Annotated in this window: 19 protein-coding genes; 5 read left to right on the forward strand and 14 right to left on the reverse strand. The window is 63.4% G+C overall.

Annotated features, from left to right (window positions below):
• Position 1 precedes the first annotated feature (1 nt).
• Positions 2-397: a COG4315 family predicted lipoprotein gene (locus tag BLV18_RS20625; protein WP_090361515.1), complete on the reverse strand. Its 396-nt coding sequence runs from the start codon at positions 395-397 to the stop codon at positions 2-4.
• Between the two features lie 144 nt (positions 398-541).
• On the opposite strand from BLV18_RS20625, the gene phoB reads away from it, so the two are divergent.
• The 3 genes from phoB to BLV18_RS20640 all read left to right on the forward strand — a co-directional run bounded on the left by phoB (position 542) and on the right by BLV18_RS20640 (position 4,113).
• The gene (gene phoB / locus BLV18_RS20630) at positions 542-1,231 is read left to right on the forward strand and encodes a phosphate regulon transcriptional regulator PhoB (protein WP_043192154.1); all 690 of its coding nucleotides are present in this window, start codon (positions 542-544) and stop codon (positions 1,229-1,231) included.
• 71 nt (positions 1,232-1,302) lie between these two features.
• Positions 1,303-2,568 (forward strand): phosphate regulon sensor histidine kinase PhoR, encoded by a 1,266-nt coding sequence (phoR, locus tag BLV18_RS20635; RefSeq protein WP_244156974.1) that lies wholly within the window; start codon positions 1,303-1,305, stop codon positions 2,566-2,568.
• A gap of 204 nt (positions 2,569-2,772) precedes the next feature.
• The gene (locus tag BLV18_RS20640) at positions 2,773-4,113 is read left to right on the forward strand and encodes a hemolysin family protein (protein ID WP_043192150.1); all 1,341 of its coding nucleotides are present in this window, start codon (positions 2,773-2,775) and stop codon (positions 4,111-4,113) included.
• A 112-nt stretch (positions 4,114-4,225) separates the two neighbouring features.
• Here BLV18_RS20640 and BLV18_RS20645 read toward each other — a convergent pair whose 3' ends face one another.
• The 8 genes from BLV18_RS20645 to BLV18_RS20680 all read right to left on the reverse strand — a co-directional run bounded on the left by BLV18_RS20645 (position 4,226) and on the right by BLV18_RS20680 (position 14,638).
• Positions 4,226-5,122: a peptidoglycan DD-metalloendopeptidase family protein gene (locus BLV18_RS20645; protein WP_090361522.1), complete on the reverse strand. Its 897-nt coding sequence runs from the start codon at positions 5,120-5,122 to the stop codon at positions 4,226-4,228.
• A gap of 70 nt (positions 5,123-5,192) precedes the next feature.
• Positions 5,193-6,098 (reverse strand): response regulator, encoded by a 906-nt coding sequence (locus tag BLV18_RS20650; RefSeq protein WP_090361525.1) that lies wholly within the window; start codon positions 6,096-6,098, stop codon positions 5,193-5,195.
• Between the two features lie 140 nt (positions 6,099-6,238).
• Complete coding sequence (gene phoU / locus BLV18_RS20655; RefSeq protein ID WP_043192144.1) at positions 6,239-6,997, reverse strand: phosphate signaling complex protein PhoU; 759 nt, start codon at positions 6,995-6,997, stop codon at positions 6,239-6,241.
• A 55-nt stretch (positions 6,998-7,052) separates the two neighbouring features.
• Positions 7,053-7,886, reverse strand: coding sequence for a phosphate ABC transporter ATP-binding protein PstB (gene pstB, locus BLV18_RS20660; RefSeq protein WP_049860387.1), 834 nt, complete (start codon positions 7,884-7,886; stop codon positions 7,053-7,055).
• A 122-nt stretch (positions 7,887-8,008) separates the two neighbouring features.
• Entirely contained in the window at positions 8,009-9,679 is a 1,671-nt protein-coding gene (gene pstA / locus BLV18_RS20665) for a phosphate ABC transporter permease PstA (protein WP_090361528.1), read from the reverse strand.
• Between the two features lie 16 nt (positions 9,680-9,695).
• Positions 9,696-11,729 (reverse strand): ABC transporter permease subunit, encoded by a 2,034-nt coding sequence (locus BLV18_RS20670; RefSeq protein WP_177327961.1) that lies wholly within the window; start codon positions 11,727-11,729, stop codon positions 9,696-9,698.
• 461 nt (positions 11,730-12,190) lie between these two features.
• Positions 12,191-13,189 (reverse strand): phosphate ABC transporter substrate-binding protein PstS family protein, encoded by a 999-nt coding sequence (locus BLV18_RS20675; protein ID WP_049860390.1) that lies wholly within the window; start codon positions 13,187-13,189, stop codon positions 12,191-12,193.
• A 159-nt stretch (positions 13,190-13,348) separates the two neighbouring features.
• On the reverse strand, positions 13,349-14,638 hold the full coding sequence (locus BLV18_RS20680; RefSeq protein ID WP_090361534.1) for an MFS transporter: 1,290 nt from the start codon (positions 14,636-14,638) through the stop codon (positions 13,349-13,351).
• Positions 14,639-14,963: 325 nt separating this feature from the next.
• Here BLV18_RS20680 and BLV18_RS20685 point away from each other — a divergent pair, with 325 nt between their 5' ends.
• Together BLV18_RS20685 and BLV18_RS20690 are read left to right on the forward strand one after the other, a co-directional pair.
• Positions 14,964-15,365: an acyl-CoA thioesterase gene (locus tag BLV18_RS20685; RefSeq protein WP_043192132.1), complete on the forward strand. Its 402-nt coding sequence runs from the start codon at positions 14,964-14,966 to the stop codon at positions 15,363-15,365.
• A gap of 51 nt (positions 15,366-15,416) precedes the next feature.
• Positions 15,417-16,319, forward strand: coding sequence for a D-hexose-6-phosphate mutarotase (locus BLV18_RS20690; RefSeq protein WP_090361537.1), 903 nt, complete (start codon positions 15,417-15,419; stop codon positions 16,317-16,319).
• Positions 16,320-16,456: 137 nt separating this feature from the next.
• Here the strand turns inward: BLV18_RS20690 and BLV18_RS20695 are convergent, their stop codons facing one another.
• The 5 genes from BLV18_RS20695 to BLV18_RS20715 all read right to left on the reverse strand — a co-directional run bounded on the left by BLV18_RS20695 (position 16,457) and on the right by BLV18_RS20715 (position 20,210).
• Entirely contained in the window at positions 16,457-16,990 is a 534-nt protein-coding gene (locus tag BLV18_RS20695; protein ID WP_049860393.1) for a DUF3299 domain-containing protein, read from the reverse strand.
• Between the two features lie 140 nt (positions 16,991-17,130).
• Positions 17,131-17,379 carry a GlsB/YeaQ/YmgE family stress response membrane protein gene (locus BLV18_RS20700; RefSeq protein WP_049860394.1) on the reverse strand — a complete coding sequence of 83 codons (249 nt, stop codon included), beginning with the start codon at positions 17,377-17,379 and terminating at the stop codon, positions 17,131-17,133.
• Positions 17,380-17,472: 93 nt separating this feature from the next.
• Positions 17,473-18,555, reverse strand: coding sequence for a 5-(carboxyamino)imidazole ribonucleotide synthase (locus tag BLV18_RS20705; protein ID WP_090361539.1), 1,083 nt, complete (start codon positions 18,553-18,555; stop codon positions 17,473-17,475).
• Between the two features lie 11 nt (positions 18,556-18,566).
• Positions 18,567-19,058 carry a 5-(carboxyamino)imidazole ribonucleotide mutase gene (purE, locus tag BLV18_RS20710; RefSeq protein ID WP_056844811.1) on the reverse strand — a complete coding sequence of 164 codons (492 nt, stop codon included), beginning with the start codon at positions 19,056-19,058 and terminating at the stop codon, positions 18,567-18,569.
• 243 nt (positions 19,059-19,301) lie between these two features.
• Positions 19,302-20,210, reverse strand: a complete 909-nt coding sequence (locus BLV18_RS20715) for a LysR substrate-binding domain-containing protein (protein WP_056844812.1) — start codon at positions 20,208-20,210, stop codon at positions 19,302-19,304.
• Between the last annotated feature and the right edge of the window lie 207 nt (positions 20,211-20,417).

Genomic DNA, 20,417 nt, shown 5'->3' on the forward strand with positions numbered 1-20,417 from the left:
TTCAGTCTTCGACGGGACGGGCGACCTGCCAGGCGTTGTCTTTCTTGCCATCACCGCTGATGTCGCCGGGCTTCTTGTCGTTCTTGTAGGTGTACAGCGGGCTGCCCATGTAGGCCCACTGCAGGCTGCCATCGTCGCGGCTGATCACGGTCCAGTCGCCGTCGTCGGCGGCACCCTTGTCGGCCATCAGCGGCGGCCAGTTCTTCGCGCAGTCGGCGTTGCACGTCGACTTGCCGTCTTCGTCTTCGGCATAGGTGTAGAGCGTCATGCCGCGGCTGTCGACGAACGCCTTGCCCGGCTCCAGGCGCGGGTGGTCGGCGGCCATGGCCAAGCCGGACAGCGTCAGCGCCAGGGCGCCACACAGGGCCGTCCAGGCCGAAGTCGTACGAGTCTTCATGGGTGCCTCTCGTCATCAATGAACAGGGATTTACAGCTTAGTACAGTCTGAATAACTTGATACGCTCAAGCAGCTGTCACACGACTGCAATAATTGCGTTATCTAATGCGGCGCATGACAGGGTAATGACAAGAGGTTTGCACAATGGCTGGCAGGAGCATTCTCATCGTCGACGATGAGGCACCGATCCGCGAAATGATCGCCGTAGCCCTGGAAATGGCAGGCTACGACAGCTTCGAGGCGGAGAACGCGCAGCAGGCCCATGCGATCATCGTCGACCGCAAACCCGATCTCATCCTGCTCGACTGGATGCTGCCCGGCACCTCGGGCATCGAACTGGCACGCCGGCTCAAGCGCGACGAGCTGACCGGCGATATCCCGATCATCATGCTCACCGCCAAGGGTGAGGAAGACAACAAGATCCAGGGGCTGGAAGTCGGTGCCGACGACTACATCACCAAGCCGTTCTCGCCACGCGAACTGGTGGCCCGGCTCAAGGCCGTGCTGCGCCGCGCCGGCCCCAGCGATGGCGAATCGCCGATAGAGGTCGGTGGTCTGTTGCTGGACCCGATCAGCCATCGGGTCACGATCGACGGCAAGCCCGCCGAGATGGGCCCTACCGAATACCGTCTGTTGCAGTTCTTCATGACCCACCAGGAACGTGCCTACACTCGCGGGCAGTTGCTCGACCAGGTCTGGGGCGGCAATGTCTACGTCGAGGAACGCACGGTGGACGTTCACATCCGTCGGCTGCGCAAGGCCTTGGGCGACGCCTACGAAAATCTGGTACAAACCGTGCGCGGCACCGGTTACCGCTTTTCCACCAAGAGCTGAACCGGCAGGTTTTCACAGCATAGGATGCGCGATACGTGAAACAAGACTGGTATGCCACCCTCGTGCGTCACATGCTGTTGCTGGTCGCGGGATGCCTGCTGGTCGGGCTGATCACCGGCCATTACGGTTGGTGTCTGGCGCTGGGTCTGGCGGTGTACCTGGCCTGGACGCTCAAGCAGCTGCTGCGTCTGCACCGCTGGCTGCGCGAGCACCAGCCGGATCAACCGCCGCCCGACGGCTATGGCCTGTGGGGTGAGGTGTTCGACAGCATCTATCACATGCAGCGCCGCGATCAGCGCGCGCGCGGGCGTCTGCAGGCCGTGATCGATCGCGTGCAGGAGTCCACTGCGGCCCTGCGCGATGCCGTGATCATGCTCGATGCCGACGGCAACCTGGAATGGTGGAACCGCGCCGCCGAGACCCTGCTGGGGCTCAAGACACCCCAGGACAGTGGTCAGCCGGTGACCAATCTGATCCGCCATCCGCGTTTCAAGGAATACTTCGCCCAAGAGCAGTACGCCGAGCCGCTGGAGATTCCCTCGCCGGTCAATGACCGTCTGCGTGTGCAGTTTCTGATCACCCGCTATGGCAACAACGAACACTTGATGCTGGTGCGCGACGTGACTCGCATCCATCAGCTGGAACAGATGCGCAAGGATTTCGTGGCCAATGTGTCCCACGAGCTGCGCACGCCGCTGACCGTGATCACCGGCTACCTGGAAACTCTGCTGGACAACGTCGAGGACGTGAACCCGCGCTGGACCCGGGCTCTGCAGCAGATGGAGCAGCAAGGCGTGCGCATGCAGACCCTGCTCAACGACCTGCTGTTGCTGGCCAAGCTGGAAGCCACCGATTACCCCTCGGACAACCTGCCGGTGGCGGTCACGGCCCTGCTGCACAGTATCGTCAGCGACGCCCGGGCCCTGTCCGGGCCGCGCAACCAGACGATCAGCCTGGACATCGAAAACGAGGTACTGCTCAAGGGCAGCGAGGCCGAACTGCGCAGCGCGTTTTCCAACCTGATTTTCAACGCGGTGAAATACACGCCGGAACAGGGGACCATCCGCGTACGCTGCTGGACCGACGCCCAGGGCGCCCATCTGCGGGTACAGGATTCGGGGATCGGTATCGATGCCAAGCACCTGCCGCGCCTGACCGAGCGCTTCTATCGCGTGGACTCCAGCCGGGCCTCCAACACTGGTGGCACCGGGCTGGGGCTGGCCATCGTCAAGCACGTGCTGCTGCGCCATCGGGCAACGCTGGAGATCAGCAGCGTGCCGGGTCATGGCAGCATCTTCACGTGTCACTTCTCGTTGGTACAGGTCGTGGCTCGGTAACCGCGCAGGGCGCGATCCTGTCGTGGGAGCGGTCATCGGCCGCGAAGCAGGCGCTGCGGTGTGTTGGGAGAACGCTGCATATGGCTGCCTTATCAGCACACCCCCTAGGCAAGGGCCCGTCCAGCCGTTACATTGCCAAACACATTACCCACCCTGGGTATCGCCTCACTCCCCTCCAGCACACGGACACCGTAAAACGCCACCATGGACCCTTCCACAGGCATCTCCCTTTCGTCACTGTTCGCCGACTTCGGCATGATTCTTTTCGCTCTGTTCCTGGTCTTGCTCAACGGCTTCTTCGTAGCTGCCGAGTTCGCCATGGTCAAGCTGCGCTCGACTCGGGTGGAGGCCATCGCCAAGAAGCATGGATGGCGTGGCAGCATTCTGCGCACCGTGCACAGCCAGCTCGATGCCTACCTTTCCGCCTGCCAGCTGGGTATCACCCTGGCCTCGCTGGGCCTGGGCTGGGTCGGTGAACCGGCGTTCGCACACATCCTCGAACCGTTGCTGGGCGCCGTCGGCGTGCAGTCGCCGGAAGTCATCAAGGGCGTGTCGTTCTTCAGCGCCTTCTTCGTTATCTCGTACCTGCACATCGTGGTCGGCGAGCTGGCGCCCAAGTCCTGGGCGATCCGCAAGCCCGAACTGCTGTCGATGTGGACGGCGGTGCCGCTGTACCTGTTCTACTGGGCCATGTACCCGGCCATCTACCTGCTCAACGCCAGTGCCAACGGCATTCTGCGCATTGCCGGCCAGGGCGAACCCGGCCCGCACCACGAGCACCACTACAGCCGCGACGAGCTCAAGCTGATCCTGCACTCAAGCCGTGGCCAGGACCCCAGTGACCAAGGCATGCGCGTACTGGCCTCGGCAGTGGAGATGGGCGAACTGGAGGTGGTGGATTGGGCCAACTCGCGCGAAGACCTGGTGAGCCTGGAATTCAACGCGCCGCTCAAGGAAATCCTGGCGATGTTTCGTCGCCACAAGTTCAGTCGCTATCCGGTGTACGACACCGAGCGCGAAGAGTTCGTCGGCCTGCTGCACATCAAGGATCTGCTGCTGGAACTGGCCGCGCTCGACCACCTGCCCGAGTCGTTCAACCTGGCCGAGCTGACCCGTCCTCTGGAACGGGTGTCGCGGCACATGCCGCTGTCGCGTCTGCTGGAACAGTTCCGCAAGGGCGGCGCGCACTTTGCCCTGGTCGAGGAGGCCGATGGCAAGATCATCGGCTACCTGACCATGGAAGACGTGCTGGAAGTGCTGGTCGGCGACATCCAGGACGAACATCGCAAGGCCGAGCGCGGCATTCTGGCCTATCAACCCGGCAAGCTGCTGGTGCGGGGCGATACGCCGCTGTTCAAGGTCGAGCGGCTGTTGGGGGTGGACCTGGATCACATCGAGGCAGAAACCCTGGCAGGCCTGATCTACGAGACCCTCAAGCGGGTGCCCGAGGAAGAGGAGCTGCTGGAGGTGGAAGGTTTGCGCATCATCATCAAGAAGATGAAGGGGCCCAAGATCATCCTGGCCAAGGTGCTCAAGATCGAGTGAGGTGCGGCAGGTCAGTGCTGCCTGCGAGTGGGGCGTTGGGATATGCAGTGGGCTCGATGGCTTCTTCGCGGGTAGAACCCGCTCCCACAGGGGGTGGTTCCTGTAAGGGGCGTTATTGGCCGCCGACGGCGAAGTTGGGCAGTACGCCCAGTGGCCGGTCGAACTGGTAGGGAATCGACTCCAATGCCAGGCCGACGTTGCGTTGCACCACGAAGTGCAGGTGCGGGCCGGTGCTGTTGCCGGTGTTGCCCGAGCGCGCCAGCGCCGAGCCAACGCTGACCTGCTGCCCTTCCTTGACGCTCACCGAACCGCGCATCAGGTGCAGATAGACACCCATGGTGCCGTCCTCGTGGAGGATGCGCACGAAGTTGCCCGACGGGTTGTCGCCGCGGTTGGTCTGGTTGTTCTCCACCTTGATCACCGTACCGCCGCGCGCTGCGATGATCGGCGTGCCTTCGGGCATGGCGATGTCCATGGCGTAGCGCCCTTTGGCGCCGAAATGGCTGTAGGTGCCATTGGGCCCCTGGGTCAGGCGGAAGGGCCCGCCGCGCCAGGGGAACGGATAGCGGTAGCCGTGCGCCTCACCCTGCGGGTCGCCGATGGAAGACACCAGAGTCTGGACATAGCCCAGCGGCTTGCCAACCTGCTGGGCCGTCAGTGTCACCAGGCTGACGCTGCTGCGCGCCGGCACGACGCGGCGGATGCTGCTGGGCGGCAGACCCTGCACGTTGCGCAACTTGCTCAGTTTCAGTTCGACCTCGACGGGTGCGTACAGATCGTTGCGCACCATGAAATTGGCGCTGCCCTTGCTTTTCTTCACTTCCAGACGAACCTGCCGGTCGATCCGCTCGACGATGCGCTCGCGCATCACGAAGACCCGTGCGCCGGGCACGGGCTGATCGGTATAGGACGTGACGCCATCGGCATTGGTGAACTTGTAGACGGTCGCGGCCTGAGCCATGGGAGCGGCCGCGAGCAGGCCGCAGATCAGCAGGAGGCGATAGACCATGGGGACGATGTCTGAAGGGGAACGTGCGCCAAGATTAGCAGGTATCTGCAGAGCGGCAATGTGCCACCTGTCAGGCGCCTGGCACGAAATGTTTCTGCACCGAGCCCCGGGCGATCAGGCGCGAGACGTAGTCGAGTTTCTGCGCATCCTGGTCGAGAAAACGGAAGGTCAGCTGCAGCCAGTCGCTGTCGGGCTTGGGCTCGAACGCGGCCACGGCGTGCAGATAGCCGTTGAGACGCGCCACCTCGGCATTCTCGCCCTGCTCCAGATCGAGCACGGCCAGTTCCAGCACCTGAGGCAGCGTGTCGGTGCGCCGCACGACCAGCAAGGCCTCCTTGAGGCTCAAGGCCTTGATCACGCACTGCTGGCTGCCGCCGGGCAGGCGCAGTTGGCCTTGTCCACGCCCCATGGGCGCGGTGGCTCGCGCGCCTGGAGCTGGCGCACTGGCCGGTGCTGCGGCGGCCGGCCGAGGCGCAGGGGCTACAGGTCGCGCAGGCTCGGCGCGGCCCGAGGTCAGCGCACTCAGCGAATCGTTGGCAAAGGCCGAGGCGGCCTGTTGGCGCGTCGGTGCACCGGCTGCCAGCGCCTGTAGCTTGCCGACCTTGGCCAGGGCCTTCTTGACCTTGGTCATCAGCTGCTCGTTGGTGAACGGCTTGCCGATGTAATCGGACACGCCGGCCTGGATCGCCTGCACGACGTTTTCCTTGTCGCCACGGCTGGTCACCATGATGAAGGGCAAGGTCTTGCTGTTTTCCTGCTCGCGGGTCCAGGTCAGCAGTTCAAGGCCGGACATTTCCGGCATTTCCCAGTCGCACAGCACCATGTCGTAGCTGTTGTGCATCATCAGCGACTGCGCCTTGCGGCCGTTCACTGCGTCCTCGACGACGATGCCGGGAAAGGCATTGCGCAGGCATTTCTTCACCAGGTCGCGAATGAACGGCGCATCATCCACTACCAGCACACTGATCTTGCTCATCGACCGCTCCTGAAAACCGCGCAGGCATCGCCACGCGCCGAAGGCCACGTGCCGTTCGGCGGGGCTGGCCACACGGCTGCCTCGCTTCGCCCCACAACGAAAAACGCCCGGCAAAGGCCGGGCGTTCGTGTCGGACCCTCTTACTTATCGTCAGGTTGGTCCAGAACATTAGCGCTGTCGAGGGTGCCTTCGACTTCCTGCTTCATGCGCTTGAGGCCCATGTGCCGTACATCGGTGCCGCGGACCAGGTAAATCACCAGTTCGGAGATGTTGCGCGCGTGGTCGCCGATGCGCTCCAGCGAGCGCAGTACCCAGATCACGTTGAGCACGCGGGAAATGGAGCGCGGGTCTTCCATCATGTAGGTGACCAGCTCGCGCAGGGCGGTCTTGTACTCGCGATCGATGGTCTTGTCGTACTGGGCCACCGACAGGGCCAGGTCGGCGTCGAAGCGGGCGAAGGCGTCGAGCGCGTCGCGCACCATGATGCGCACCTGGTCGCCGATGTGGCGCACCTCGACGTAGCCACGGGGCGACTCGCCCTCCTCGCACAGCTGAATGGCCCGGCGGGCGATCTTGGTGGATTCGTCGCCGATGCGCTCCAGGTCGATCACCGATTTGGAAATGCTGATGATCAGCCGCAGGTCCGAGGCCGCCGGCTGTCGCCGCGCCAGGATGCGCAGGCATTCCTCGTCGATGTTGCGTTCCATCTGGTTGATCTGCTCGTCGACCTCGCGCACCTGCTGGGCCAGGCCGGAGTCGGCCTCGATCAGCGCGGTGACCGCGTCGTTGACTTGCTTCTCGACCAGCCCGCCCATGGCCAGCAGGTGGCTGCGCACCTCCTCCAGTTCGGCGTTGAACTGCTGCGAGATGTGATGGGTGAGGCCTTCTTTACTGATCATGGGTCGAATCCTTGGTGCGTCCGCTCGGGATGATGCCAGCAACGGCGGCGAAGCCCTAGCCGTAGCGACCGGTGATGTAGTCTTCGGTCTGCTTCTTGGCCGGGTTGGTGAACAGCGTGTCGGTGTCGCCGAACTCCACCAGCTTGCCCATGTACATGAACGCCGTGTAGTCGGACACCCGTGCCGCCTGCTGCATGTTGTGGGTGACGATGACGATGGTGTACTTAGACTTGAGCTCGTAGATCAATTCCTCGACCTTGAGCGTGGAGATCGGATCGAGTGCCGAGCAGGGCTCGTCGAGCAGCAAGACCTCGGGCTCCACGGCGATGGTGCGGGCGATTACCAGACGCTGCTGCTGGCCGCCGGACAGGCCCAGGGCGGACTCGTGCAGGCGATCCTTGACCTCGTCCCACAGCGCCGCGCCCCTGAGTGCCCATTCGACCGCTTCGTCGAGGATGCGCTTCTTGTTGATACCCTGGATGCGCAGGCCGTAGACCACGTTTTCGTAGATGGTCTTGGGAAACGGATTGGGCTTCTGAAACACCATGCCGACGCGGCGGCGCAGTTCGGCGACGTCTTCGCCCTTGCGGTAGATATCGTTGCCATAGAGGTTGATCGCGCCCTGCACGCGGCAGCCGTCGACCAGGTCGTTCATGCGGTTGAAGGTGCGTAGCAGGGTCGACTTGCCGCAGCCCGAAGGACCGATGAACGCGGTCACGCGCTGTTTGGGGATGTTCATGGCGATGTCGAATAGCGCTTGCTTGTCGCCGTAGAACAGGCTCAGGCCGGGCACTTCGATGGCCACGGTCTCCTTGGCCAGGTTCAGGCTCTGCTTGTCGCGTCCCAGGGCCGACAGGTTGATGCCATGGGATGGGTTTTCATGCTGCATGGCAGACTCCAAAGGCTGTCAAATTCAGTGCTAAGTTGAAATATTCTGAAGGCTGTGAGGGTCTCTTCGCGGGCGTGTGGGAGCGGGCTCTGCCCGCGAAGAGGACCTGGCTGACACCCCCCCTAACTGTCCAGCGCCTTGTACTTCTCGCGCAGATGGTTGCGAATCCAGACCGCCGACAGGTTCAGCGTAGCGATCACCAGCACCAGCAACAATGCGGTGGCATACACCAGCGGTCGCGCCGCCTCGACGTTGGGGCTCTGGAAGCCGACGTCGTAGATATGAAAGCCCAGGTGCATGATCTTCTGATCCAGGTGCAAGTACGGGTAGTTGCCGTCCAGCGGCAGCGACGGCGCCAGCTTGACCACGCCCACCAGCATCAGCGGGGCCACCTCGCCGGCGGCACGGGCCACCGCCAGGATCATGCCGGTCATCATCGCCGGGCTGGCCATGGGCAGGACGATCTTCCACAGGGTTTCCGCCTTGGTCGCACCCAGGGCCAGGGAGCCCTCGCGCACGGTCCGCGGAATCCGCGCCAGGCCCTCCTCGGTGGCCACGATCACCACCGGCACCGCCAGCAACGCCAGGGTCAGCGACGCCCATAGCAGCCCCGGCGTGCCGAAGGTCGGCGCCGGCAGGGCTTCGGGAAAGAACAGCCGATCGAGCGAGCCGCCCAGCACATAGACGAAGAAGCCCAGGCCGAACACGCCATAGACGATAGCCGGCACACCGGCCAGGTTGTTCACCGCGATGCGAATCAGCCGGGTGACGGTATTCTGTTTCGCGTATTCGCGCAGATAGACCGCCGCCAGCACGCCAAACGGCGTGACGATGACGGCCATGATCAGGGTCATCATCACCGTGCCGAAAATGGCCGGGAAGATCCCGCCTTCGGTATTGGCTTCACGGGGATCGTCGCTGAGGAATTCCCACATCTTGTTAAAGTAGAAACCCAGCTTGGTCAGCGTGCTCATGGCATTGGGCTGATAGGCGTGGACGATCTGGCCCAGCTGGACCTCGATTTCCTTGCCGTTGGCGTCGCGCACCGTGATGCTGTCGCGGTTGACCTGAGCATGGAGCGCACCCAGGCGGGTTTCGATGTCTTTGTAGCGCGCATCGAGTTCGGCGCGCTCGGCGTCCATGTCGGCCTGAGCGGCGGGGTTGAGCTGGCCTTCGAGCTCCAGGCGACGGCTTTGCAGACGCAGCCTCTCAAGCCCGGCGTTGACCTTGCCGATGTCGGATTTTTCCAGTCGGCCGAGCGCGTCCGCCAGGTCGCTGACCCGCAAGATGCGGCTTTGCAGCTCCGGCCAAGCACCCTCGCCCTCGGCCACGACCTTGCCCTGCTCCTTGATGTTGACCAGGTAGCCGTAGAAATTGCCCCACTCGCGACGTTCCAGCGCCAGCAATTCGGGTGGGGTGCTCTGTTCGGTCAGCCAGTCACCGACGATCCAGGTGAAATCGGCACCGTTGATGTCGCGGTTGCCCACCTTGACCAGCTCTCGGGTCATGAACTCGGGACCGTCGTCCGGCACCGGCAGGCCAGCGCTCTTCAGACGTTCGCGCGGCACCTCTTCCTGCTGCACGATCTCGCCGATGACCAGATGATTGGCCATCCCCGGCACGTTGTAGCTGGCGTGGACCAGGTCCGCCGGCCAGAAGTGCGCCAGACCGCGCACAGCGATCACGGCCAGCAGGCCCAGCGTCATGATGACCGCGATGGACACGGCGCCACCGCTGATCCAGACACCGGGCGAGCCGCTCTTGAACCAGCCTTTCAGGGAGTTCTGCTTCACAGCCGGCTACCTTTTCTCAAAGCGATGAATATTTCTTGCGCAGGCGCTGACGAATCAGCTCGGCCGCGGTGTTCATGACGAAGGTGAACAACAGCAACACCAGCGCCGAGAGGAACAGCACCCGGTAATGGCTGCCGCCCACTTCCGACTCGGGCATTTCCACCGCCACGTTGGCGGCCAGGGTGCGCAGTCCTTCGAACAGGTTCATTTCCATGACCGGCGTGTTGCCGGTGGCCATCAGCACGATCATGGTTTCGCCCACGGCCCGGCCCATGCCGATCATCAGCGCCGAGAAGATGCCCGGGCTGGCGGTCAGGATCACCACGCGCGTCAATGTCTGCCACGGCGTGGCGCCCAGCGCCAGCGAGCCCAGAGTCAGCCCGCGCGGCACGCTGAACACGGCGTCCTCGGCAATCGAATAGATGTTGGGAATGACCGCGAAACCCATGGCCAGGCCCACTACCAGCGCGTTGCGTTGGTCGTAGGTGATGCCCAGGTCGTTGCTGATCCACAGGCGCATGTCGCCGCCGAACCACCAGGTTTCCAGGAACGGGCTCATGTACAGCGCGAACCAGCCCACCAGCAGGATCACCGGGATCAAGATCGCACTTTCCCAACCGTCCGGGATGCGCAGGCGAATCGACTCGGGCAGACGACTGACCAGAAAGCCTGCACTCAGGATGCCCAGCGGCGTGAGCAGAAGCAGGCTGAAGATACCCGGCAGATGGCCTTCCACATAGGGTGCCAGAAACAGGCCGGCGAAGAAGCCGAGGATCACCGTGGGCATGGCTTCCATCAGCTCGATGACTGGCTTGACCTTGCGACGCATGCCCGGAGCCATGAAGTAGGCGGTGTAGATCGCGGCGGCGATGGCCAGTGGCGCGGCGAGCAGCATCGCATAGAACGCGGCCTTCAAGGTACCGAAGGTCAACGGCGCAAGACTCATCTTGGGCTCGAAATCGGTGTTGGCCGCTGTCGACTGCCAGACATAGGCGGGCTTGTCGTAGTTCTCGTACCAGACCTTGCTCCACATCGAGCTCCACGACACCTCGGGATGCGGGTTGTGCAGGCTCAAAGGCTGCAATGCGCCGTTGGCTTCGACCATGAGCCTGTTGGCCCGTGGCGACAGGGCGTAGATACCGGGGCCGTCGACCACCTGCTCGACCAGCAGCGTACGGTGGGCGGTGCTGTGGAACACGCCCAGCTGGCCCGAAGCGTCCAGGGCGGTAAAGCCCTTGCGACGCTGTTCGGAGCTGATCTGCACGATCGGCGAGTGGCCCATCTGGAACGTACGAATCTGCTTGAGGCGCGGCTCGCCGTCCTCGTCGCGGGCCATGAACCATTGCGCCAGGCCGCCCTTGGAGTCGCCGATGATCAGCGAGATGCCGCCGACCAGTTGCGCGCTGGCGGTGATCTGGGTGTCGGCGTTTTCGCTGAGCTTGTAGCGGCCGTTCATGCTGCGGTCACGCAGGCTGAAAACATCGGCCTGGGCGCGTCCGTTGATCACGTACAGCCACTGCTGACGCGGGTCGATGAAGATCGCCTTCACCGCCTGGTTCATCTGCGGCAGTTCGATGCGCTTCTGCTCGTTGGTGACCTCGCCGGTCATCATGCTTTCTTCGCGGGTGAGCTGCAGCACGTTGAGCTGGTCGCCGGTCGAGCCGGCCAAAATCAGGCTGGCGTCGCTGGCATTGAGACTGACCCGCTCCAGGGCGCGGCCCTGGGGGTCGAGCGCGATGGGGGCATCGCCATAGGGGTATTCGATCGCCGGCGTGATGGTCTTGTTGCCGCCCGGGTAGGTCACCCGGTAGGTGTGGCGAAACACCAAGGCCTGGCCGTTGGACAAGCCCAGTACCACCAACGGTGTACCGGGCTGGTCCTTGGCGCTGGCAGTCACGGTCACGCCGGCTGGAATGGGTAACGATGTGCGCGACAGCTCTTCGCCCGTCTGGGCGTTGAAGAACAGCGCGACCCCCTGCTCCGAAACGCGCATGCCCGCCTCGTTCTGCTCTTCGAGCGCGTACACCAGCGGTTTACCGGCGTCCTGCAGCCAGGCCGGATGCAGAGGCGGCTCCACGGTCAGGTCGGCGCCCTTGAACAGCGGCACGACTACATAGGCGAGAAAGAAGAAGATCAGCGTGATCGCCGCCAGCACGGCCAAGCCACCCACCAGGACGTACCAACGCGTGAAGCGATCCTTGAGCGCACGAATGCGCCGCTTGCGTTGCATCTCGGGGGTGTTGAAATCGATGCGCTTGGGTGGAGAAGTCGGGGTCATCGGGGAATTGGCCAGATCGTTCATGCGCACACCCTAGCGATCCTGTATGACAGAAACATGACAATGAGGTGACGCGACAAAATCGCCGTCCGGCACAGGGCCGTCGGCGAATAGATGTAGGTTGATCCCGTAGGAGCGGTCCGTGGCCGCGAAACGGTCACCGCGGTACATCAGGTTTCACGGCAGCGCGCTTTTCGCGGCCACAGACCGCTCCTACGAAGTCAGGGTGTCGTTCACTGCTTGGCGACGTCGGCCCCTTCCTTCAGGCCCAGGTCGGCCAGCGCCTTGGCAGCGACCTTGGCGGGCAGGGGAATGTAGCCATCCTTGACCACGACTTCCTGGCCCTGCTTGGACAGCATCAGCTTGACGAACTCGGCTTCCAGCGGTGCCAGCGGCTTGTTCGGCGCCTTATTGACGTACACATAGAGAAAGCGCGACAACGGGTACTTGCCGTTCAGGGCGTTCTCTTCGGTGTCTTCGATGAACTCGCTGCTGCCCTTCTTGGCCAGCGGCACGGTCTTCACGCTGGCTGTCTTGTAGCCGATGCCCGAGTAACCTATGCCGTTCAGCGAACTGCTGATCGACTGCACCACCGAAGCCGAGCCTGGCTGTTCGTTCACGTTGGGCTTGTAGTCACCCTTGCACAGGGCTTCTTCCTTGAAGTAGCCGTAGGTGCCGGACACCGAGTTGCGACCGAACAGCTGCACCGGCTTGTTGGCCAGGTCGCCGGTCACGCCCAGGTCGCCCCAGGTCTTCACATCGGCCTTGGCGCCGCACAGGCGGGTGGACGAGAACACGGCGTCGACCTGCTCCATGGTCAGGTGCTGGATCGGGTTGTCCTTGTGCACGAACACGGCCAGGGCGTCGACGGCCACGGGAATGGCGGTAGGCTTGTAGCCGTATTTCTGTTCGAAGGCCGCCATTTCGGTGTCCTTCATCTTGCGGCTCATCGGACCCAGGTTGGCGGTGCCCTCGATCAGCGCCGTGGGCGCCGTGGCCGAGCCTGCTGCCTGGATCTGGATGTTGACGTTGGGGTATTCCTTCTTGTAGTTCTCGGCCCACAAGGTCATCAGGTTGGCCAGGGTATCGGAGCCGACACTGGACAGGTTGCCCGACACGCCGGTGGTCTTGACGTAGGCAGGGATGGAAGGGTCGACGGCGGCTACCGCATTGGCCGTGGCAACGCCAGCAGCGACAAAGGTCATGGCGGCCATCAAACGCGTGAGTTTCATGCCTTGCTCCTAGCAAATCCAGAAAAGGGTGTTGAATCGGCGCTCAGTATCGGTGGGCCGTGCGAACACTCTATGAAAGGATTGTGACAGTAGGATGAATGGCCATCATCCCAGCGGGACCCCGTTCGCCGGTAGAACCGGCGAACGAGGCCGTCGGAATCAGCGCTTCTTGGCTATCAGGTAAAGCCCGCACACGAAGCCGATCACGCAGATCGCCGCCACATAGTAGGACGGACCCATGGGGTTGGATTTCATCAGCAGGGTAACCGCCATCGGCGTCAGGCCACCGAAGATGGCATAGGCCACGTTGTACGAGAACGACAGACCAGAGAACCGCACCACGGCCGGGAAGGCCTTGACCATCACGTACGGCACCGCGCCGATCACGCCCACGCAAAGGCCCGTCGCCGCATACAGCGGGAACAGCCAATCGGGGTGATCGTGCAGGCTGTGGAACAGGGTCCACGAGGTGGCCAGCAGCGCCAGGCTGCCGAACACGAACACCTTGCCGGCGCCAAAACGGTCGGCCAGCGCGCCCGAGCCGATGCAGCCAAGGCTGAGGAACACGATCGCCAGGCTGTTGGCCTGCAGCGACTGCTTGGGCGTGAAGCCGTAGAGGGTCTGCAGGATGGTCGGGGTCATCAGGATGACCACGATGATCCCCGCCGACAGCAACCACGTCAGCAGCATGGAGATGGCCACCGCCCCGCGATGGTCGCGCAGCACCGTGCGCAGCGGCACTTCGGCGGCCAGTGCCTTGCGTTGCTGCAGCTCGGCGAAGACCGGGGTTTCATGCAGCCAGCGACGCAGGTACACCGACGCCAGACCGAATACACCGCCAATCAGGAACGGGATCCGCCAGGCGTAATCCGACACCTCGGCCGGGGTATAGATGCTGTTGATGGCCGTGGCCATCAGCGACCCCAGCAGTATCCCGCTGGTCAGGCCGCAGGTCAGCGTGCCGCAGGCATAGCCGACGTTGCGCCCCGGCACGTGCTCGGAAACGAACACCCAGGCCCCGGGCACTTCACCGCCGATGGCCGCTCCCTGGATCACGCGCATCAGCAACAGCAGGATCGGCGCGAAGATGCCGATCTGCGCGTACGTCGGCAGCAGACCCATGATCAGGGTCGGCACGGCCATCATGAAGATGCTCAAGGTAAACATCTTCTTGCGCCCCAGCAGGTCGCCGAAGTGCGCCATGATGATGCCGCCCAGCGGACGCGCCAGGTAACCGGCGGCGAAGATGCCGAAGGTCTGCATCAGCCGCAGCCACTCGGGCATGTCGGCGGGGAAGAACAACTTGCCCACCACGGCGGCGAAGAATACGAAGATGATGAAGTCATAGAACTCAAGTGCACCGCCCAGGGCGGACAACGAAAGTGTCTTGTAATCACTGCGGGTCAGCGGACGCGAAGGCGGAGCGATACTCGAAGGCGCGGCGGTCATTTGATGTTCTCTTATATACAAATCCACAGCTTTGTTGCTGTTTAGGGTTTGGCAGTGCAAGCACGATAGCAAATTGCTAGAAAAAGCACATGGCCTGTATTGGCAAACGCAGTAATTGAACAGCGAACGGTCGTTATAGCGGTTCTGCGCCTATATACTGGGCATTATTGAAGGGTTTTGTGCGAAAGCGCAGCTAGCGTTGTAGCCGATTTCGCAGAGGTACCCTGTGTGCGCCAGTTGAAAGAAAAGCCGTGTAGGCTTTTGTCATTGGCGACGATCGATGCGCCACTCCAATAAAGCGTCACGGGTCAGAGGCCCCCCCGGCATGATTGAACTCGAACAAGAAGATCCCATTCCCCAAGGCGACCTGGCCTTGCAGATCACCGCGCTGCCGCGCGAAACCAACGGCTTCGGCGATATTTTCGGCGGCTGGCTGGTTGCCCAGATGGACCTGGCCGGCACGGCCATGGCCAGCAAGGTCGCCGGAGGGCGCGTGGCGACGGTGGCCATCGATCGCATGGCCTTCCTGGTCCCGGTCGCCGTCGGTGCGCAGTTGTCCTTCTATACCCAGACCCTGGAGATCGGCCGCAGCTCGATCCAGATGATGGTCGAGGTGTGGAGCGACGATCCGCTGTCCAGCGAATGGCGCAAGGTCACCGAGGCCGTGTTCGTGTTCGTCGCCATCGACGGCAGCGGTCGCACCCGCGCGGTACCGCCGCGGCGCTGATGGTCCCCCAGCGCGTCACCCGACTTTTTGAACCCATAGCGAGAACTCTACATGTCTGAGCCGCAGGTCGAATCGGTCAAGCTCGATGAACTCAATTGCTGGCGCATCAGCACCGATCAGGCCGAGCTGCTGATCGCGCAGCAAGGCGCCCAAGTGATCAGCTACCAGCGCCACGGCCAGCAGCCGCTGATCTGGCCCAACCCCGCTGCCTTCTACAAATCGGGCAAGGCCATTCGCACTGGCGTGCCGGTGTGCTGGCCGTGGTTCGGCAATCTGGCCCGCAACCCCGAGTCGGTGCAGGCCATGCGTACCGCCACCGACGAAGCGCCCGCTCACGGCCTGGTGCGGACGGTGGACTGGGAGCTGCTGGGCATCGACCAGCTCGAATCGGGCATCAAGGTCGAATTGAGCGTACCGCAGGCCGCTCGCGGCGAACTGCCGGGATGGCCGCACAAGGTCGAGGTCAAGCTGTGCGTGGTGCTCGGCGAGACCCTGGAGATCACCTTGCACAGCCGCAATCTGGACGACCATCCCGTGACCCTGAGTCAGGCGCTGCACAGTTACTTCGCCGTCAGTGACGTGCGCCAAGCCACGGTCGAGTGCCTGGGCGGCCTGACCTACATCGAAACCCTGGACGACTGGCAGCCTCGCCAGCAGGCCGGTGTGCTCGGGTTTGCCGGCGAGACCGACCGGATCTACCTGAACACTCCGGCGCAGCTGAGCTTCGTCGACCCGGGCTGGCAGCGTCGGGTAACCCTCGCCTCCACCGGCTCGCGCAGTGCAGTGGTGTGGAACCCATGGACCGCACGGGCCGCAGCCTTGCCGGACATGGCCGACGACGGCTGGCAGGGCATGCTGTGCATCGAGACGGCGAACGTCTGGGACGACGTGGTCACACTGGCGCCAGGCGCGGCCTGTGCCATGGGTGTGAGGTTTACTGCTTCACAGCTGTGATCTTCGCAGGCAGGTCTGGCCTCTTCGCGGGCAGAGGGCTCGCCGCCCGCCCCGCTCCCACAGGTCAATGTGATTACCTGTGGGAGCGGGCTCTGCCCGCGAAGAGGCCAGACCTGCAAACTCACCACCTCACAACCTCACAAATCCGACTCCTTCACCACCCTCACCTTCTGCGCATCCAGCGCATAGGCAGCATCGGCCAGGTCATTGCTGACCTTCTCCACCTTGACCTTGCCCGTCACCCACAACGGCGTGTAGATATCGGCCAGTTTCAAGCCCTTGGGGTAGCGCACCAGGATCAGCTGGTTCGGCGGCGGTGGCGGCACGTGGATGCAGGCACCCGGATACGGCACCAGGAAGAACAGCGTGCTGTTGCCCTTGGCATCGCTTTCCAGCGGAACGGGGTAGCCGCCGATGCGGATGTCCTTGCCGTTCATGGCCGCCACCGTCTTGGTGGAATACATCACGGCGGGCAGACCCTTGGCCTGCTTCATGCCGCCCTTTTCGGTGAAGGTGCCCTGCGCCTCGGGCGAGTCGTGGTCGATTTCGGGCATCCGCTCCAACGCCTCCTGATCGGCCTTGGGCATCAGTTGCAGCCAGTCGGTTTCCGGCAATTCAGCGTGCGCAGTGGCTGCAGCGAATACGAGGCAGAGCAGGAGAAATCGGCGCATGGCAGGGCCCAGAATGAAAGGTCGGCCATTCTACCCACAGCCCGGATACGACGCAGCCCCCATCGAGGCGAACTCGAGGGGGGCTGCAATACCCGCAGCGTGATACCCGTGGCGTCGCCACAGGCATCGAACGCAGTGGATCAGCGCTTCTTGCTGATCATGCCGTAGATCACCAGCAGGATGATCGCACCGACCAGGGCGCCGAGGAAACCGGCACCTTCGCCAGCCTGGTAGATACCCAGGGCCTGACCACCGTAGGTCGCGGCCAGGGAGCCGGCGATACCCAGCAGAATGGTCATGATCCAACCCATGCTGTCATCGCCAGGCTTCAGAAAACGAGCCAGCAGACCAACGATCAAGCCGATGAAGATAGTCCCGATGATTCCCATGATGTTCCCTCTGATATGAACAGGCTTGATGCCAGGGCTCGATAGCGGCCTTGGCGTACAGCCATCAGAGGGTTGCGGGTCGGCAATGGTTCCTCAACCCGCGATCAGGGCCTGCACTTCGGCGATCTGGCGCTGCAACGTGGCGCGATCGGCGCTGCGCACGGTGGCATGACCCACCTTGCGGCCGACCTTGAACGCCTTGCCATAGTGGTGCAAATGGCAATCGTCGATGGCCGCCACCTGCGCTACCGCCGGGACCTCACCGATGAAGTTGAGCATGGCGCTCTCGCCGACCTTGGCGGTCGAGCCCAGCGGCAGACCAGCCACGGCGCGCAGGTGGTTCTCGAACTGGCTGCACTCGGCGCCTTCGATGGTCCAGTGCCCGGAGTTGTGCACCCGTGGCGCGATTTCGTTGGCCTTGAGGCCGCCATCCACTTCGAAGAATTCGAATGCCAGCACGCCGACGTAATCGAGTTTCTCCAGCACCCGGCCGGCGTAGTCTTCGGCCAGACTCTGCAGCGGGTGCGCGGTGCTCGCCACCGACAGGCGCAGGATGCCGGTTTCGTGGGTGTTGTGTACCAGGGGGTAGAAGCGGGTCTCGCCATCACGGGCGCGCACGGCGATCAGTGACACTTCGCCGGTGAAAGGCACGAAGCCTTCGAGCAGGCACGGCACGCTGCCCAGTTCGGCGAAGGTGCCCGCCACGTCGGCAGCGTTGCGCAGAACCTTCTGGCCCTTGCCGTCATAGCCCAGGGTGCGGGTCTTGAGGACGGCAGGCAGGCCGATGCTGGCTACCGCAGCGTCGAGATCGGCCTGGGACTGGATGTCGGCGAACGTCGGCGTGGGAACGCCCAGGTCCTTGAACATGCTCTTCTCGAACCAGCGATCGCGCGCGATGCGCAGCGCGTCGGCACTGGGGTACACCGGGACGAACTGCGACAGGAAGGCCACCGTCTCGGCGGGCACGCTTTCGAACTCGAAGGTGACCAGGTCGACCTCGTCCGCCAACTGGCGCAGATGATCCTGGTCGCCGTAGTCGGCCCGCAGGTGCTCGCCCAGAGGCGCGGCACAGGCATCGGGGGCCGGGTCCAGGAAAGCGAAATTCATCCCCAGGGGGGTGCCGGCCAGGGCCAGCATGCGGCCCAGCTGGCCGCCACCGATTACACCGATCTTCATATCAAAGAACCTCAGGCCTGACGCGGGTCGGGATTGTCCAGAACGTTGTCTGTCTGCTCGGCGCGGAACGTCTTCAGCGCAGCGTGGAACTGCGGATGCTTGGCGCCCAGGATGCTGGCCGACAGCAGCGCGGCGTTGATCGCGCCGGCCTTGCCGATAGCCAGCGTCGCCACCGGAATGCCAGCTGGCATCTGCACGATGGACAGCAGCGAGTCGACGCCCGAGAGCATGGACGACTGCACCGGCACGCCCAGCACCGGCAGGTGCGTCTTGGCCGCGCACATGCCAGGCAGATGCGCCGCGCCACCAGCGCCGGCGATGATCACCTCGATACCGCGGCCTTCGGCCTCGTCGGCATACTGGAACAGCAGGTCCGGGGTGCGGTGGGCTGAAACCACCTTGACCTCGAAGGGAATACCGAGCTTTTCCAGCATATCGGCGGTGTGGCTAAGGGTGGACCAATCGGACTTGGAGCCCATGATCACGCCAACCAATGCACTCATCGTCGAGCCTCTTCTCTTGGGCGCCCGCGGGCGCGTCAAAAAATAACAAGCCACGCAGGAAGACCGGCGTGGCTTGTTATACGAATAATGGCCGGAGCAGACCGGCCGAAGGCCGCGCAGTATACCGTAAGAATGAAGATTTATTGCAGCCATCTTGACCGGTCGTCAAATGGCTGCGGAGCACGGTTTTATTGACTTTCCGGTCAGTGAAATCGGCGGTGAAGGCAGCACCGCCGACTCGAGTCAGGCACTGCCTGCCGCCGCACCCTCCAACCGCTTCCACAGCAGCCGGACATTGGCCTTGCGCACCAGCGCGCAGCGATACGCGCGGATCTCCAGCGGCACGTGCCACTGTGGCCCGCCACACACCACCAGCTCGCCGCGAGCCAGCTCGGCGCGCACGCTCAGGCGTGGCACCCAGGCGATCCCCAAACCCTCCAGGGCCATGCTTTTCAGGCTGTCGGCCATGGCGGTCTCGTACACTGTGGTGTAGCGCAGGCTGCGCTGGCGCAGCAGCAGATTCACCGAGCGCCCAAGAAACGCCCCTGCGGTGTAGGCCAGCAGCGGAATGCTGCCCTCGCCTTCCAGGTCGAACAACGGTTGGCCCTGGGCGTCGCTGGCGCAGATGGGCAGCATCTCGGTGGTGCCCAGGTGCAGCGAAGGAAATATCTCCGGGTCCATCTGCATGGCCGAATCGGGATCGTAGAAGGCCAGCATCAGATCGCAGCCGCCCTCGCGCAGCGCATGCACCGCATCACCGACGTTGGTGGCAATCAGGCGTGTGGCGATGGGCAGACCTTCGTTGCGCAGCTTGGCGATCCAGCCGGGAAAGAAACCCAAGGCCAGCGAATGCGCTGCGGCCACTTGCATCACCTCGCCCTGCCCGCCTTCCAGGTGATGCAGGTGACGCAGCACCTCACCCAGTTGATCGACCACCGTGCGTGCCGTGACCAGAAACAGCTGACCGGCCTCGGTCAACTCGATCGGCGTGCGCGAGCGGTTCACCAGGGTCAGGCCCAGCGCCGCTTCCAGGCTGCGGATGCGGCGGCTGAACGCTGGCTGGGTAACGAAGCGGCGCTCGGCCGCCTGCGAAAAGCTGCGGGTGGCCGCCAGGGCGCTGAAGTCCTCCAGCCATTTGCTTTCCAGGTTCATGTCGGTTCTCGTTTCATGGATTCACCCGCGTGCAACGGCCTGACGCGCCCACGCGATCCCTTGTAGCAGCGGCGCAAGCCGCGTCAGCGGACAACACCGGGATCACTGGAACACGCCGGATCGCCCTGGCACGTCACATGCACCATTATGCCGATTCTGCATACCCCAGCAAGCATCAGCATTAGCCGGAAATTCTCTGCAAGCCTA

Origin of the sequence: Pseudomonas coleopterorum (genome assembly GCF_900105555.1) — a bacterium.
In the GTDB taxonomy this organism is placed as follows: domain Bacteria; phylum Pseudomonadota; class Gammaproteobacteria; order Pseudomonadales; family Pseudomonadaceae; genus Aquipseudomonas; species Aquipseudomonas coleopterorum.

Excerpts from the sequence above, each read along its gene's own strand:
- BLV18_RS20625 (WP_090361515.1), bottom strand. The coding sequence starts at position 397 with ATGAAGACTCGTACGACTTCGGCCTGGACGGCCCTGTGTGGCGCCCTG.
- phoB (WP_043192154.1), top strand. The coding sequence starts at position 542 with ATGGCTGGCAGGAGCATTCTCATCGTCGACGATGAGGCACCGATCCGC.
- phoR (WP_244156974.1), top strand. The coding sequence starts at position 1,303 with ATGCTGTTGCTGGTCGCGGGATGCCTGCTGGTCGGGCTGATCACCGGC.
- BLV18_RS20640 (WP_043192150.1), top strand. The coding sequence starts at position 2,773 with ATGGACCCTTCCACAGGCATCTCCCTTTCGTCACTGTTCGCCGACTTC.
- BLV18_RS20645 (WP_090361522.1), bottom strand. The coding sequence starts at position 5,122 with ATGGTCTATCGCCTCCTGCTGATCTGCGGCCTGCTCGCGGCCGCTCCC.
- BLV18_RS20650 (WP_090361525.1), bottom strand. The coding sequence starts at position 6,098 with ATGAGCAAGATCAGTGTGCTGGTAGTGGATGATGCGCCGTTCATTCGC.
- phoU (WP_043192144.1), bottom strand. The coding sequence starts at position 6,997 with ATGATCAGTAAAGAAGGCCTCACCCATCACATCTCGCAGCAGTTCAAC.
- pstB (WP_049860387.1), bottom strand. The coding sequence starts at position 7,886 with ATGCAGCATGAAAACCCATCCCATGGCATCAACCTGTCGGCCCTGGGA.
- BLV18_RS20675 (WP_049860390.1), bottom strand. The coding sequence starts at position 13,189 with ATGAAACTCACGCGTTTGATGGCCGCCATGACCTTTGTCGCTGCTGGC.
- BLV18_RS20680 (WP_090361534.1), bottom strand. The coding sequence starts at position 14,638 with ATGACCGCCGCGCCTTCGAGTATCGCTCCGCCTTCGCGTCCGCTGACC.
- BLV18_RS20685 (WP_043192132.1), top strand. The coding sequence starts at position 14,964 with ATGATTGAACTCGAACAAGAAGATCCCATTCCCCAAGGCGACCTGGCC.
- BLV18_RS20690 (WP_090361537.1), top strand. The coding sequence starts at position 15,417 with ATGTCTGAGCCGCAGGTCGAATCGGTCAAGCTCGATGAACTCAATTGC.
- BLV18_RS20695 (WP_049860393.1), bottom strand. The coding sequence starts at position 16,990 with ATGCGCCGATTTCTCCTGCTCTGCCTCGTATTCGCTGCAGCCACTGCG.
- BLV18_RS20700 (WP_049860394.1), bottom strand. The coding sequence starts at position 17,379 with ATGGGAATCATCGGGACTATCTTCATCGGCTTGATCGTTGGTCTGCTG.
- BLV18_RS20705 (WP_090361539.1), bottom strand. The coding sequence starts at position 18,555 with ATGAAGATCGGTGTAATCGGTGGCGGCCAGCTGGGCCGCATGCTGGCC.
- purE (WP_056844811.1), bottom strand. The coding sequence starts at position 19,058 with ATGAGTGCATTGGTTGGCGTGATCATGGGCTCCAAGTCCGATTGGTCC.
- BLV18_RS20715 (WP_056844812.1), bottom strand. The coding sequence starts at position 20,210 with ATGAACCTGGAAAGCAAATGGCTGGAGGACTTCAGCGCCCTGGCGGCC.